Genomic DNA, 14436 nt, shown 5'->3' with positions numbered 1-14436 from the left:
AACTTTCCCGCTCGTTCCTTCGCTTCTTAAAACGCCTGTCGCGTGTGGAACCTTACCGAGATCCACGACTCTCGATTTAGCCTCAGATCGCCCCCCCGCAGCATCCCGACAGCTCCGCACAAAAGCATCCAGTGCGGTCACTCTCGGAATTCCATCCACTGCTGGGCCGCGGTAGTCGTTCCCCGCGAGCGGCGAAACAACTCACGAACCCATGGGCGTGATCGTGAAGGAAAAGCGATACGGCTGGTTGCCTGGCAAGGTGTACTGAGCGTGAGTTTTCGCGCCCCAGCTATTGTCACCACCAACGCCCTGCAACTTGTGATCGACAAAGATCGTGTTGAACTGGCTTGGTGGGAGTTCATAGGGATGAGCGGCCGATTCCACCTCGGACATCGTGTAGGGCCACACGCTCATGCTCAACGGTTCCTCGCCAGCGATCTCGATTCCATCGCCGGCATCATCGGTGATTTTTAGCCACCTAACATCGCAGCGATTCGCAGCGTCTTGAGGTCGCACATATTGATGGAACATCTCCTCCGCAGTTGACTCGTAAACCGCAATCTCGCCGCCTGTTTGGCGATCCCAATAGGTCTCCTGTGGTCCGCGACCGTACCATGCAACGTGGTCCAGGTTTTTACCAACGGTGAACTGGATTCCGAAACGTGGCAGCAACGGAATCTTGCCTGTGCCGGGGATGTACTCGGCTTCGACGCGAAGCATGCCTCCTGAAAACACCGTGTACTTCAGCTCGCATTTCGAGTCACCGACACTTAAGTCCCCCTGGACGGAGATCTCGACGCGATCTTCCTTCGCGTCGATAGCGAAGTCCGTGACCTTCATCGTGCCTGCCGCGTTCTGCCAGGCGCCGAGTCGCCCGACGTAATGATTGCCGTACTGATTATCATTGGGGATCTTCCAGAAATTCGGCATCCATTCACCGTGCAACAATTCTTTGCCGCTGACCTGCAGTGACGCCACCGAACCGCGACGAGCGTCGAAGGTGACTGTGACGTTGCCGGTCTCCAGGATGTAGTGCTGATCGTCTGGTAGCGAGATCGAGATCTTCTCATCGGAAATCTGCGGTGCCGAAGATTCGCCCCGACTCAGTCTGAACTGGTCCCAGGCAACACGATGTCCGGCAGGCGCCCAAGCCGTCTCCGACGCGGTGTCAAACGCGATGGTCAATAACGCCTCGCCCTGCATCGCCTCGGTCTTCATCGTCGGAATGATGATCGTCTGCTCGCTCCCCGGTTCGATGTTGAACGGTTTGAGGGTGGCGCGACCGACAACCCTGCCGTCCAACCGCAGTGTCACGTGAGGGACGAACTCGTTCGTGTTCGTGAAGACAAACTTGTTTTGCACGCGGAACTTGCCCGCCGCCAAATCATCGGCCGTCACCTTAATGTTCTGATGAACCTTCTTGACTTCCCAGAGATGGGGATTCGGATTTCGATCAGCACTGACCAGCCCATTGATGCAGAAGTTGCCATCGTTGGGACGGTCGCCGAAGTCGCCCCCATATGCCATGAAGGTCGTGTCGGCGCCGGACGGGGTTTCCTCACGCACCGCTCGTCGTAAATCGAGATCCAGTACCAAGCCATCGCGATGACGGCCATCGACATCACTGACTTCGGAGGGTGAGAGTGCACGGTTATAAATCCGAGCGATTTGGATGGGCAGCGACGACATGCGGTCCAAGTGCTCCGAATTGCGCCCGACATTAACCGGGAATCCGCTGGCGGCAATCTTGCCCTGAATCGATTGCCGTTTGACCGGTTGGCCGTTGACGTAGAGACGCATGTTCGCGCCATCGTAGGTCGCCGTGATCCGGTTGGTTCCCTCCACAAGTCCGGCATCGTCGTAAGAGACCTGGAGCACCTTCCACGCATCGGTATAGATGGTGAAATTCACGCCGTTCGAATCCAGACGAAGCAGGTATTGGTGATCGCCTTTGGAGATCAGAGGGTTGAAACCGTCGGCGCGATTGCCGACAACAACGGCTTCAAGGGTGAGGCTACCGGTCAACTCGAGCGCATCATTGTCGGGCAAAACGACGCCACCGGTAACTCCATTCTGGTTGTCGAAACTGCCCGCCACCCGGGCCTCGAGATGCTGGCCGGTTGAGTCGGTGACTCGATACTGTGGAGGGATCGGTTTGCGCAGTCCCTGGTCGACCCAATCCCAAATGAAGCCGCCCTGCAGTGCGTCGTGCGACTCGATCGCCGTCCAATAGTCCTGGAAATTGCCGACGCTGTTGCCCATCGCATGCGCGTACTCACATAGGATCAGAGGACGGTCGGGATTGTCGGTGGCATACTTCACAATCCGATCGATGCTGGCATACATCGGACAGCGAATGTCGGTGTTACGATCGTCGAACCCAGCTCGCTCATACTGCACCGGGCGGGACGGATCACGCTGCTTCACCCAATCGTAATTGGCCATGAAATTGACGCCATTACCGGCCTCGTTACCGAGTGACCAGATGATGATGGAGGGATGATTTTTGTCTCGCTCGACCATCCGCTGCAATCGATCCATGTGCGCCACGGCCCACTTGGGATCCTTCGCCAGCGACTCTTTGCCATAGTGCATCCCGTGCGACTCGATATTCGCTTCGTCGATCACGTACACCCCATACTCGTCACACAACGCATACCACATCGGGGCGTTGGGATAGTGACTCGTGCGAACCGCATTGATGTTGAATTGCTTCATCAATTTGATATCGGCGATCATCGATTCTCTCGAAACGGTGTGCCCCGTATCGGGATCATGCTCGTGCCGATTGACGCCCTTGAGGTACACCGGTTTCCCGTTGACTTGCAGCATCCCGTCTTTGATTTCGACGGTTCGGAAGCCCACACGCGTGCTGACGATCTCAACGATCTCATCGTCGGAGTCCTTCAGCGTCAGCACGAGGCGATACAGATTCGGTTTTTCGGCAGACCATAGATCGGGCGTGCCGAGCGACTGCGTCAGTGAGATCCTCGGGGCCGGGCCGTCCGCGAGTGTGTACGACGTCTGCTGTGCGACGACTTGGCCGGAGGCATCGAGAAGGTCCATTTCGAGCGACAGGTTGCTGGGTTCCTCGGTGGCGTCGGCAATCTCGACATCAACACTCAGAGTGGCGTCGCGGTAGTCGTCATCGAGGTCGGTGTGGACGAAGTAATCGCGGATGTGCTGTTTGCCCGCGGACCACAGCGACACGTTGCGAAAGATTCCGCTGAGCCTCCAGAAATCTTGGTCTTCGAGGTAGCTGCCGTCACAGTACTGATAGACCTCGACGGCGATCGAATTCTTGCCGGGTTTGACGTGCTCGGTGATATCGAACATCGCCGGCGTGCGACTGCCTTGGCTGTACCCGATCTGCTCACCGTTGACCCACAGGTAAAACGCGGAATCAACGCCATCGAACTGCACGAAGACCTGCCGTCCTTCCCAAGCATCGTCGATCGCGAATTCGCGGCGGTAGGAACCGACCGGGTTCCGCGCATCAACGTTCGTGTAGTCCGCTGGCGGCTCGCCCATCACACGCGGCGGATCTTTCTTGAAGGGATACGTGACGTTCGTGTACAGCGGCACGCCATATCCGTGTAATTGCCAATTGCTCGGTACCGGAATGTCGTTCCAGCCACTGGCATCAAAGTCGGTGCGATAAAAATCGGTGGGTCGGCTACTGGGATCCTTGGACCAATGAAATTTCCAGTCGCCGTTGAGGCTTTGAAAAAACGGACTGGCGCTGGGATCGTCCGCACAGGCGGCCTCTCGATCCCAGTACGGCAGCGATGTCGCCCGCGGTGGCAGCTTGTTAATGCCGATGACCTGTTCGTTCTCCCAGTCCGGTGCTCCGCACTCACCCAAGACCGACAGAAGTGCGGCGAAAATCAACGTTGGGACGGTAATCCAGAGCGGTCGCTCGGTAGGTTTCATCGGAGAATCCATCATCGATTTCGAGGCGAGGAAACGAGTCGGAGTATGTCACATCGTGGTGGTCGCGATCTGGCGGAGTTCTTCAATGCATTCGCTCATCACGCCCGTATTAATCTCGTGCACGTTCACGCTCTCGCCGATGTCGCGGAGCATGGTCACGGTAAGCCGCCCGCCGAGATGCTGACGAAACTCCTCGAGCCCGCACAGCACCGCGTCAGAATCGTCGAGAGCATCGCACCATAACGGAGAACCGATCGCGGCGATCGCATGGCACACCCGCATCGCTTTGGCGTGATCCAGCCCCAGCATGCGCGCGGAATAAAGCGTGTCGAGCGCGACGCCTATCCCAACCGCTTCGCCATGCCGCAGTTCATATTGCGTCATCGGTTCGAGCCGGTGGGCGGACCAGTGTCCGAAATCAAGCGGGCGCGCCTCGAGGGCTTCAAACGGATCGCCACCGAGCGTGATGTGATCGAGATGCAAACGGCAGGACCGGGCGATCACTTCCGAGCTGATCGCAGGATCACGCTGATAAATTGCTGCCGCGTTGGATTCAATCCACTGAAAAAAAGCGGCGTCCTTCAAGAGCGAGACTTTAATCGCCTCGGTCAGCCCCGAGTGGAAGTCACGGTCGGGAAGAGATTGCAAGATCGCTGCGTCGTTGACCACGGCCCAGGGGACGGCAAAGGTACCGATCCAGTTCTTCTTGCCGAACTGATTGATCGCGTTTTTCACACCAATCCCCGAATCCGCCTGGGCGAGCGTCGTCGAGGGTAACCGGATCAGGCGGATCCCCCGATGGGCGATCGCGGCAGCATACCCGGCCACATCGAGCACGGCACCACCGCCGGCAACGATGATGTAACTCCGCCGGTCCATGTCAAAATCGTGAATGAGACTGAGCAGCTTCTGCAGAACATCGGGCGAGTTCTTGCAACACTCGCCACCAGGAATCGTGTGCGTTTGCCCCACCAGACCCACGCGATCGCTCGCGGCGAGCCGCTTGCCGAGTCGGCCTGCGAAGTCTGGATGATCGCCGGTCGCATCTTGCAAATTGGAATCCACCCAAAACTGCACCTTGGCGGGCTGCTCGGTCTCGCCGGCGAGCAGATCGGTGAGCACGTCAAAATCGACGCCCGCGACATCAAGTGTCTGACGCAGACGGTGCGTGAATGTTACAGCGAATGGGACGTCGATATCGTTCACCGGTTTCGGTTCGCCAAGTTCCTGCGGCGTCGTGTGCTGCACACAGGCTCCCTTGCGGCTCCCGCAGACGGGGAGAGGATGCGATGCCGCAGAGGGGGCGGGCACGACAGATTCAGCATGGTCAGACACGAGGCGGGCGGTGGGGGAGAGGATGGGGGGGCGAGAGATTGGCCGCTGGGAGTGGGATTGATGCTGAGCGTTAGAACGCTACAACCCAACAGTGACCTAGTGTAACTGCAAACTGACTCGTTCCCAAGGAACCCATGACCATGCAACAACAACGACTCGGCGGCAGCGGATTGACAGTGTCCGATATTTGCATGGGAACGATGACATTCGGCGGTTTGTGTGACGAACGTCTTTCCCATGAAATTTGCGATGTGGCGTTCGAAGCGGGCGTCAATTTTTTCGATGCCGCGGAGATCTATCCCGTACCCCCGCAGAAAGAAACGGTCGGCGTAACGGAAGAGTTTTTCGGCCGCTGGTTAGCGAGGCAACCCCGAGATGCGATCACCGTGGCAACTAAGATTACGGGCCCCGGGCACGGTTGGTTTACGCCCCCAGTGCGCCACGGACGCACGACTCTGGATCGTCATCAAATTATCCGCTCCTGCGAGGATTCGCTGCGCCGGCTCAATACCGACTACATCGATCTCTATCAAACCCACTGGCCCGATCATGGGATGCCCTACGAGGAAGTCTTGGATGCCCTGACACACCTCAAACGGTCCGGCAAAGTCCGCGTGATCGGCTGCAGCAACGAAACCTGTTGGGGACTGATGAAAAGTTTGTGGGCGGCGGATTTGTGCGGCGTCGAGCGTTATCAGACCGTCCAAAACAATTTCAGTCTGATCAATCGACGCTGTGAGAGCGAACTGGCCCAGGTATGCCGCCGCGAAAACGTCAGCTTGCTGCCCTACTCGCCCCTCGGCGGCGGCGTGCTGACGGGCAAATACAATGATGGGCCGCCGCCAGGTGCACGTTTTAGCGACTACCTCGCCGGCGATGGCGAGCGGCAAAAACGCATGGCGCAGCGATTTGTCAATGATCGCACCCTCGAAACAACGCGGCGATTGATGCTGATCGCGGAATCCATCGGTGTCTCCGTGACGGCACTGGCCATCGCGTGGAGCAAACAACATGACTTCGTCGCGTCGACCATTCTAGGCGCCACGACGGTCGAACAATTGCGAGAAAGCTTGGCGGCGGCCGACCTCGTCCTGGACGCCGAGACGCTAGCGCGGATCGATGAAATCGACGCCGAGATCCCCACGCCGATGACCGAGGACGGTCTGCGCAGGCTATAAGCACCTGCGCACCAGTTCTCGGACAAAAACCTAGAAATTAGCCGATGGGCGTGAACGCCCATCGGCTAACTCAATACGGAAACGTCTGCACAGACGCTCTGAGTGGCCAGGACTCAGTGCGTTCAACGAGAAACCAGTGAAGCCAACTCCACGACCATCTTGTGTGCTTCTTGTGTGGGAGTGCACCTGACAGTTTGCAGGTTTAAGCTGCGACGTAGGCGCGGCAACCGTTGGCCGTTTGTTGGGCGTGCTTCCAATAGCGTTCTATTGGCTTGCTGTCGCTAATGTACGCCGCTCGCAGGCCCAAAACGGCCTCTCCGCCAGCGGTCGACCAGAATTTCTCGCTTCCTTTGATGCGGCGATTGACCTGCTTGACCGTCGATTCCATGATCGAACTCGTTAGCGGATAGCCACGCCGACGGTACTCCGGATAGTTCATTCGCCCCCGATGGTTGCGATAGTAAACTCGCGATCGACGAACAATCTCTCGAGGGTCCGTGTCGCTCGCATCGGCAGGAGGATCCCCAAGTTCCTTCTGGTGCTGATCCAATTCCAGGATCACTTCGTCGACCTTTCCCTGCCAAACCCATGTTGCGAAACGACGATAGCACTCCCATGATTGCGGCTGCTTATCGTAGATCGCGCGGGCAGCTGCCAAGCTGTAAGACAATGCGTGCATGATGTCCAGCACGCTCGTGAAGTTGCCAAACCACTGCTGCTGCATCTCTTCGATCGCCGAGGATCCATCGGAGACAAAGACCCTTTCAGTCGCCTTGAAAAAGCCGGCGTACCAAGCGGAACTGGCTGCCATCGGCCCAAACTCCTTCCAGGTTTGACCGCTAGCAACCACGTCTTTACTGAGCAGTTCAGGCCGTTGCCAAGGAGACTCCTGCGTCACCTCGACGCGCTGGCCCTTGGGGTTTTCGCCAGCAACGCACCCCATATCAGCAAGCTTTTTGGCGATGCAAACGTCTTGCAGGAAGTCAGGCAACTCCGCGTCAGGATCTTCCTGGTGTGACTTAGTTTTCATCGACAGTAAGATCGCCATTCGACTTTCTTTCCAAAAACTACCCGATTCAGGTTTCTCGCCAGCGCGATCGAATCGCTGGTACCGACCGCCATCGCTCATCACCACCGCCAGTTCAGGAGCCTCTTTGTCAGCGGGCCCCGAGTAGTTCTGATCGGGAATGGATTTCTCGAGGAAGGCGTCCTGCAAGATCTTCTCAAGTGCGCGCCGAGCCTTACCGTTTCGCAGCGTAGCCAGTCGGATCCGTTCGGTCTTGATGTCCAGTTCAGCCAGTTCTTTCAAATCGTCACTGGCGATCTGATAGCTGGCCTTGTTGGCTCCCGCGTAAACCATCTTGCGTTCGACCTTGGGGCTGACGGTGGCTTCAACGCGAAGCGCCAATTCAGCGAGCCGAGGGAAAAAAAGACCGGCGACATCGCCGGCAATAGAAGCCTTCGTTGATCCACTCGACTTCACCGCGAGCGGATTGAATGATCATCGGCTCGTCGTCGTCAGGGTCGTGCGGCTTGGGCACGGCTTTGCACTTTGGACAGCGAATGGGCTTTTCTTCGTCGGGCAGATCCTTGGCCGAATCGTTCAGTGCCATCGAACTGAGCAGATCGGTTAGGGCATTGGTTTCGATTTCCAGCTCATCGAAGGTCTTGGGCGTCCCGTCGTCGTGGTAACGACCACCATTGATTTCATTTAATTCCTTGGCGAGCTCGAGCGCTCGAGCGCGATTCTTGGGTGAAATGGCCATCCTAGCCCTCCTGGTTTATCCGAAGTGAACCGTGAAACCGGGATTCTGACCGATCTACAGATCAAAGGCCATGCCAATTGCAAACCGTCAGGTGCACTCCTTGTGTGGGCCGTCAACGGTTTGCTCTAGCCAGCGTCCGACGATAGTTGCTAGACCCGATGTATTCTGCGATTTCGATCAAGACATCGGTATGACCCCATTGTGTTTCACACCCAACAACATTCCCACCGCATTCGAACAACCATCTCCCACGAGGGCCGTCACGTGCGCGTGGCGACGTGCACGGTCGTCCTGGCCCTGTGCTGCCTCAGCGTGGGCTGTGTCCGCCGCCGCATGACCGTGCGAACTTCACCGCCCGGCGCAACGGTTTCGATCGACAATCAACTGATCGGCACCAGTCCCGCGGCAACGAGTTTCGTGTATTACGGAACGCGAGAGATTCGAATCGAAAAGGATGGATACCGAACCGAAACGATCCGCCGCAAAATCAAACCACCCTGGTACGAATGGCCCGTGGCAGAATTCGTCAGTGAAACGCTATGGCCCGGAGAAATTCGCGACGAACGGATCATCGACGTGGAACTCGTGCCCGCCGTCAGCGAATCTTCCGACGAGGTACTCGGCCGCGCCGAACAACTGCGAAGCCAAGCCATTGGCGGCTAGATTTCTGCTGATACTTCATCCCGCCGGATCCGTCACAGCGTTCAACGCCGCGAATCATGATCGAGTCGCGGGATGGGATCCTGGTCCGGTCCCGTGGCCGACTCGCTCGCTCGGGACATTGGTCTCAAGCGACTCGGGATGACTGTCGGAGGTCTCGCGCGGTGATGGGATGGCTGAATCAGCCAAAAATCGTTCGATCATCCCGTGCACATTGGGCTGCATGATGACACTGAGATGCGTCCCGGCAACGCGATGCGTTTGCAGTTGGGGTAGATCACTGAGATCGATGGCGCTCACTCCGATGTCAACCTTGGCCCAGATCACCATGCGGCGAACGTTGGGGTCGCAATTCAAATTCTCCGACGCACACGCGGGGTCGCTAATGATCGCGATTTCAGGGATGAAGTCGCCGCCTGCGTAATGAATCACTTTGGGAATGCATCCGCTACGCATCACCGGAGCGATCGATGCCAACGCGGATACACGATGATTCGGCGTCTGTGCGATGGCACGACGTGCCAGCCAATCTCCGAAGCTATGGGTGACGATCGCGAGTCGTGTGGAACGGCCGTCATCTCGGATCCAATCGGCCAATCTCGCGACGCTGGCGTCGACATCGCGGAAGATGTAACGATCACGCCAGATTTCAACATGATCCCACTGCTTCCCGAGGCGGTGTCGCAATGGCCACATCGCCAGTCGCGGTTCAAGCAGACCAGGGATCAACAGAATGCGGTGGATGGTGGCAGATCGCTCAGGCATCGACGCATCGTGGTAGAACAGGAGGATTACGGGGCAGTAAAATAGCCAGCCAGTGGAGCACGCGATGGCCGAACTTTCGAACCGCTGCCGCTCTCACGAAGCTCACCATCCCGGCCAATCCTACCCGAAAACACCTGCAGCGTGGTCGATGGCGAACGATCGCCGTCGTGATCGGGCATCGAATCACCGTCGAAACGCTCGTCATCGCTATCCTTCCCGGCAGCGATCATTTCATCGGCCGACACGAGTCCGTCAACGATATCGTTGCCGCGGGGATGGCTCGCAGCAGAATCCGCAACGACCGATTCGGCCTCGAGGAAATGACGCACTCGATTGGTATAGGTCGCTTTCGCGGGAACCTTCACCGCAGTCGGTTCTGCATCCGCAGTTTCCAATCCACTGGCAACAGCCTTCTCGAGCTCCGCTCGCAAAACCCGGACTTCGCGGGGCGCTTCGATGCCGATTCGGATCTGGTTGTTTCGCAGCTTGACAATCGTGATCGTGATATCGTCGCCGATTTTAATTTTTTCGTTCAGTTTTCGTGTCAGAACCAACATGGCATTCTCCTTAGTGCCCAGGTTTCCCACCGCCCGGACGGAGCGGTTGGGAAAAACCAGGATTGAAACTCGAAAAGATGTTAAAGGGGGGCCGCCGCGAGGTCCTAACTCCTCGCGGCAACGAAAGAGTGTTAATGCAATCGTGGTGCCAAAACTATTTCACAAACATAAACTTCTCGCGTAAGTGCTTTCCCTATTGCAACTTAGTGACTTTCCGACATTTTCGACCCGCCCGTACCTAGCGATCGAAAAGGAAGGAATTACAACTCTGATTCCCTGCTTTACAATGCGTCATGGCATCAACTCCAAAAAATCGGTGCAGCCGCTATACTCTGCCAGAGCCTGGCTGTTCGAGAAAGGTTCGCGGGCCTCATGCAATGTCACGAATGAACGCGTGCAATGTCACGGATGAACTTGAGGGGAGTGGATTCTGTCCAAGATCCTGCCGCGAGCCGATCCCTCGCAGGCCCGCTACTCTCACATCCAAGTTTCTAGCGGTGACCAAGCACCAGCCAGCCTCCCCCCACGATTGAATTCCTCTGCAGCGAATGAAAGCGGCGCGCATGCCAAATCCGGACCCCGTGCGAGAGCATGGCTATTACCGCACCACCGCCGCATCGCCTGAGTTGCGTGTCGCCGATCCAGCCTTCAACGCCCAAGCATCGATCGAGATGCTGCAGCGTTTTGATGACTCCGATCTCGTCGTGCTGCCTGAACTCGGTTTGACGGGCTACACCTGCGGCGATCTTTTTGCCACGGACACGTTGCTCGACGCGGCTCAGGACGCGCTGCTGACGATCGTGCGGGCGAGCATGTCACGGCGTGGGATTGTCGTGGTCGGCTTGCCATTAGCCGTCGGCACGAGTGTGATGAATGTGGCCGCGGTGGTCGCCCGCGGACGGTTGTGGGGAATCGTTCCCAAGACATTCCTGCCCACCTACCGCGAGTTTTATGAAGGTCGGCACTTTCGCGCCTCCGCTGCGGGAGACCCCACCACCGTATCGATCGGCGGCGAGGAAATCCCCTTCGGCACAGACCTCCTGTTTCGCGACCAGGATGCCGTGATTGCGGCCGAGATTTGTGAAGATTTATGGGTCCCCGTGCCACCGAGTTCGCACGCTGTCATCGCCGGCGCAAACGTCGTCGTGAATCTGTCGGCAAGCAACGAAACGGTGGGCAAGGCCCAGTGGCGACGGGATCTCGTCGTCAGCCAATCGGGACGTTTAATTTGTGGCTACGTCTATGCGTCCGCGGGCGGAGACGAGTCATCGAGTGACCTGGTCTTTGGCGGCCACTGTTTGATTGCCGAAAACGGCGGGCTGCTCGGCCAATCGCGGCGGATCGGTGACGGCGAGGATCCAGTGCTGCCCGCGCCGACCTGGTTAACGCGTGATCTCGATCTGCAGCGTCTCGCTCACGATCGCCGCGTGATGGGTTCGTTCGACGATTTTCGCGACTCCTTGCCTCGCCCCTATCGCTGGATTGAGATCGAGCCGATGGCGGCGGATTCCGCTGCGACGAAACCTCGTGTGCAATTGCAGCGTCAAATCGACCCGCATCCATTCGTGCCCAATAACGTGACCGAGCGAGAGGCTCGCTGCGCGGAAATCTTGGCGATTCAAACCGGTGGGTTGGTCAAGCGACTCGCGGGCCTGCCGCCAGACCTGACGCTATCGATCGGTATTTCCGGCGGTCTCGATAGCACCCTCGCACTGCTCGTTGCCGTCGGCGCGGTCGACCACCTGCAACGCGATCGCAGGGTTATCGAAGCGCTCGTTATGCCAGGATTCGGCACCACCACGCACACCCGCAGCAACGCGGTCGATCTCGTCAATCGACTCGGTGTGACCTGCCGCCTGGTCGACATCCGGCAACTGTCACTGGATACCTTCATCGGGTTGGAACACTCACCGCTGGGGATCGACGTGAGCGACGATACGAATCTCTCCCATTTGCAACGTGAATTGGAATCGACCGACGACGATGCCGCCGATCTCGTTTTTGAGAACGTACAAGCTCGCATGCGAACGCTACTGCTGATGACTCGTGGCTTCGTACTCGGAACCGGTGATCTGAGCGAGCAAGCCCTCGGGTGGAGTACCTACAACGGCGACCACATGTCGATGTATAACGTCAATTGCTCGATCCCCAAAACACTCGTGCGGTACCTCGTGCGGTATTTCGCCGATCACCGTCACGAGGGAGAAATGCGGAAACTGTTGCATGAGATTGCCGACACGCCAATCTCCCCAGAGCTGATGCCTCCATCGAGCGACGGAGATATTCGTCAGAGCACTGAGGCTTCTCTCGGTCCCTACGAGCTGCACGATTTTTTTCTTTACCACTTCGTTCGTGGTGGCTGTGACGTCGACAAGATGCAGTTCCTCGCATCGCAAGCGGAGTTCACCGAAGCCCATTCGACTGCCGTGATTGAGAAAACGTTGCAAACATTCATCCGCCGATTTTTCGCCAGCCAGTACAAACGCAACTGTGTCCCTGACGGACCGAAAGTAGGTTCCGTGTCGCTCTCTCCACGCGGAGATTGGCGGATGCCGTCGGACGCCTCTTCCGCCGCCTTTACAGCGAAGCGGGCTCGCTCATGAAAATCTGGATCGATGCGGACGCCGCGCCAACGGATGTCAAAACAATCGTGTTCCGCGCCGCGGCACGTTTGAAAATTGAAACGATTCTGGTTGCCAATCAAAAGATCGCGACCCCACCGGGTACCCCCACTGCGCGATCGGTCGTCGTCCGGGAGGGTGCCGATCAAGCCGACCGTTATATCGTCAAACATGGGCAACCCAACGAACTGGCGATCACGGCGGACTTGCCTCTGGCGGCCGACCTTGTCGCCAAAGGATTGCTCGTCATTGACCCCCGCGGCGAGGAGTACTCCGCGGCCAACATCGCAGGTCGATTGTCGATGCGAAATTTCATGGACACACTCCGCGGCACAGGCGTCGTCACCAACGGCAGCGCGCCCTATGGCGAGAAAGATAAAAAAGCATTTGCGGCCACGTTCGATCGATTGCTGCAAAAGGCGATCCGCTGGCACAGCGCGTCCTCCAGCGACGATTCGAGTTCAGAGTGAACGCGTTGGCGAGGTTCGGTGCCTGTCGCGAACCCATCGTGGGAGGCCTTCGCGAAGCCGCCAAGACATCGAGACGTTCGGTCACCTCAACCTTCGCGAGCGGGAAACAGCGTGCACGAGCGTCTACCGCGGCCCGCAAAGCATCCTAAGTTGACGCCTCCGTCGCCCCACTTCGGCCTCGCGGGGGTCGAACCCGAATTCAAAAATAGCCAAAACGGTCCGCTTCTTTCTGATATCCTTTCGGAGAATTCCGTTCTGAGATTCGAGAAAAACCATGGCCGACCGAACCCTGCCAAGTCCACCACAGCCCACCGGCTTGCTGGCGCACCTGTTGACGATACTGAGCGATACGAAGCGGTCGCGTATCAAAACGACGCTGCGTAGCGGATTGGTTCACGTCAATGGAGTGTCTATCACCCAGCACGATACCCAAATCTGCGGGGACGATACCCTTGAAATTCGCAGCCAGCGGGCTGCCGCCGAACGCTCGTTCCCGTTCGATGTTCTGTTCGAAGACGCAACGATCCTCGTGATCAACAAACCCAACGGGCTGCTCACCGTCGGCAATAAGCATGAAAAAACTCGCACCGTCGAGTCGATTGTCAACCGAGCCCTCGCCGAGCAGCGACAACGTTGCTACATCGTCCAGCGTCTCGATCTCTACACGTCCGGTGTTCTTCTGCTCGCCAAGACGGAACGGTCGCAATCGCAGATCAAGAACAACTGGGGCGATTCAGACAAAATCTATCACGCACTCGTCGAAGGCGCACCCGATCCATCGCAGGCGACCCTCACACACTTTTTGCAAGAGGACGATCGACTGCTCGTGCACGCTCACGAAAGTCCGGGCCGCAACTCCATCAAAGCCACGCTCTCATACGAAACGCTAACCTCCCGAGACGCTCACACGCTCATTCGCGTCAAACTAAAAACGGGCAAGAAAAACCAAATTCGCGCCCAAATGACAGCCATTGGCCATCCTGTTGCTGGCGACGCCAAATACGGCGCGACCACGAACCCCATTGGGCGTCTGTGCCTGCACGCCTCCAGTCTATCCCTGGTACATCCGAAGACCGATCAATGGCTATCCTTCCAGGCCCCCCTTCCTCCCGGCATGGATTTCTAACGGCCGGTGTGCCGATCGATCCCAA

Annotated in this window: 11 protein-coding genes; 5 read left to right on the top strand and 6 right to left on the bottom strand. The window is 57.7% G+C overall.

Translation table 11 applies throughout. From position 1 onward, the window contains the following. Window positions 1-201 precede the first annotated feature (201 nt). Together SH410x_RS11140 and SH410x_RS11135 are read right to left on the bottom strand one after the other, a co-directional pair. Window positions 202-3933 carry a glycoside hydrolase family 2 TIM barrel-domain containing protein gene (locus tag SH410x_RS11140; RefSeq protein ID WP_473676572.1) on the bottom strand — a complete coding sequence of 1244 codons (3732 nt, stop codon included), beginning with the start codon at window positions 3931-3933 and terminating at the stop codon, window positions 202-204. 48 nt (window positions 3934-3981) lie between these two features. Continuing rightward, window positions 3982-5139, bottom strand: a complete 1158-nt coding sequence (locus tag SH410x_RS11135) for a 3-dehydroquinate synthase (protein WP_473677296.1) — start codon at window positions 5137-5139, stop codon at window positions 3982-3984. Between the two features lie 269 nt (window positions 5140-5408). On the opposite strand from SH410x_RS11135, the gene SH410x_RS11130 reads away from it, so the two are divergent. Then, the gene (locus SH410x_RS11130; RefSeq protein ID WP_473676571.1) at window positions 5409-6446 is read left to right on the top strand and encodes an aldo/keto reductase; all 1038 of its coding nucleotides are present in this window, start codon (window positions 5409-5411) and stop codon (window positions 6444-6446) included. A gap of 202 nt (window positions 6447-6648) precedes the next feature. Here the strand turns inward: SH410x_RS11130 and SH410x_RS11125 are convergent, their stop codons facing one another. Both SH410x_RS11125 and SH410x_RS11120 read right to left on the bottom strand, forming a co-directional pair. After that, window positions 6649-7854 carry a hypothetical protein gene (locus SH410x_RS11125; protein WP_473669210.1) on the bottom strand — a complete coding sequence of 402 codons (1206 nt, stop codon included), beginning with the start codon at window positions 7852-7854 and terminating at the stop codon, window positions 6649-6651. Between the two features lies 1 nt (window position 7855). Next, on the bottom strand, window positions 7856-8212 hold the full coding sequence (locus SH410x_RS11120; RefSeq protein WP_473669212.1) for a hypothetical protein: 357 nt from the start codon (window positions 8210-8212) through the stop codon (window positions 7856-7858). Window positions 8213-8476: 264 nt separating this feature from the next. On the opposite strand from SH410x_RS11120, the gene SH410x_RS11115 reads away from it, so the two are divergent. Then, on the top strand, window positions 8477-8875 hold the full coding sequence (locus SH410x_RS11115; RefSeq protein WP_473676570.1) for a PEGA domain-containing protein: 399 nt from the start codon (window positions 8477-8479) through the stop codon (window positions 8873-8875). A gap of 54 nt (window positions 8876-8929) precedes the next feature. On the opposite strand, the gene SH410x_RS11110 is transcribed toward SH410x_RS11115, so the two are convergent. Together SH410x_RS11110 and csrA are read right to left on the bottom strand one after the other, a co-directional pair. Continuing rightward, window positions 8930-9637, bottom strand: coding sequence for a lipase family protein (locus SH410x_RS11110; protein WP_473676569.1), 708 nt, complete (start codon window positions 9635-9637; stop codon window positions 8930-8932). 26 nt (window positions 9638-9663) lie between these two features. Next, entirely contained in the window at window positions 9664-10194 is a 531-nt protein-coding gene (csrA, locus tag SH410x_RS11105) for a carbon storage regulator CsrA (protein WP_473676568.1), read from the bottom strand. Window positions 10195-10757: 563 nt separating this feature from the next. Between csrA and SH410x_RS11100 the strand changes: the two genes are divergently transcribed. From SH410x_RS11100 to SH410x_RS11090, 3 genes are all read left to right on the top strand, one after another. Then, window positions 10758-12797: an NAD(+) synthase gene (locus SH410x_RS11100; RefSeq protein ID WP_473676567.1), complete on the top strand. Its 2040-nt coding sequence runs from the start codon at window positions 10758-10760 to the stop codon at window positions 12795-12797. Further along, entirely contained in the window at window positions 12794-13285 is a 492-nt protein-coding gene (locus tag SH410x_RS11095) for a YaiI/YqxD family protein (protein ID WP_473676566.1), read from the top strand. Before SH410x_RS11100 ends, SH410x_RS11095 begins: the two co-directional genes overlap by 4 nt. 274 nt (window positions 13286-13559) lie before the next feature. Then, window positions 13560-14411 carry an RluA family pseudouridine synthase gene (locus tag SH410x_RS11090; protein ID WP_473676565.1) on the top strand — a complete coding sequence of 284 codons (852 nt, stop codon included), beginning with the start codon at window positions 13560-13562 and terminating at the stop codon, window positions 14409-14411. Window positions 14412-14436 lie beyond the last annotated feature (25 nt).

The organism is Rhodopirellula sp. SH410 (assembly GCF_055811895.1).
This window is presented reverse-complemented; position numbering and strand designations above follow the sequence as displayed.

Coding starts and splice junctions, on each gene's coding strand:
- csrA (WP_473676568.1), bottom strand. CDS start 10,194: ATGTTGGTTCTGACACGAAAACTGAACGAAAAAATTAAAATCGGCGAC.
- SH410x_RS11100 (WP_473676567.1), top strand. CDS start 10,758: ATGCCAAATCCGGACCCCGTGCGAGAGCATGGCTATTACCGCACCACC.
- SH410x_RS11095 (WP_473676566.1), top strand. CDS start 12,794: ATGAAAATCTGGATCGATGCGGACGCCGCGCCAACGGATGTCAAAACA.
- SH410x_RS11130 (WP_473676571.1), top strand. CDS start 5,409: ATGCAACAACAACGACTCGGCGGCAGCGGATTGACAGTGTCCGATATT.
- SH410x_RS11140 (WP_473676572.1), bottom strand. CDS start 3,933: ATGAAACCTACCGAGCGACCGCTCTGGATTACCGTCCCAACGTTGATT.
- SH410x_RS11090 (WP_473676565.1), top strand. CDS start 13,560: ATGGCCGACCGAACCCTGCCAAGTCCACCACAGCCCACCGGCTTGCTG.
- SH410x_RS11120 (WP_473669212.1), bottom strand. CDS start 8,212: ATGGCCATTTCACCCAAGAATCGCGCTCGAGCGCTCGAGCTCGCCAAG.
- SH410x_RS11110 (WP_473676569.1), bottom strand. CDS start 9,637: ATGCCTGAGCGATCTGCCACCATCCACCGCATTCTGTTGATCCCTGGT.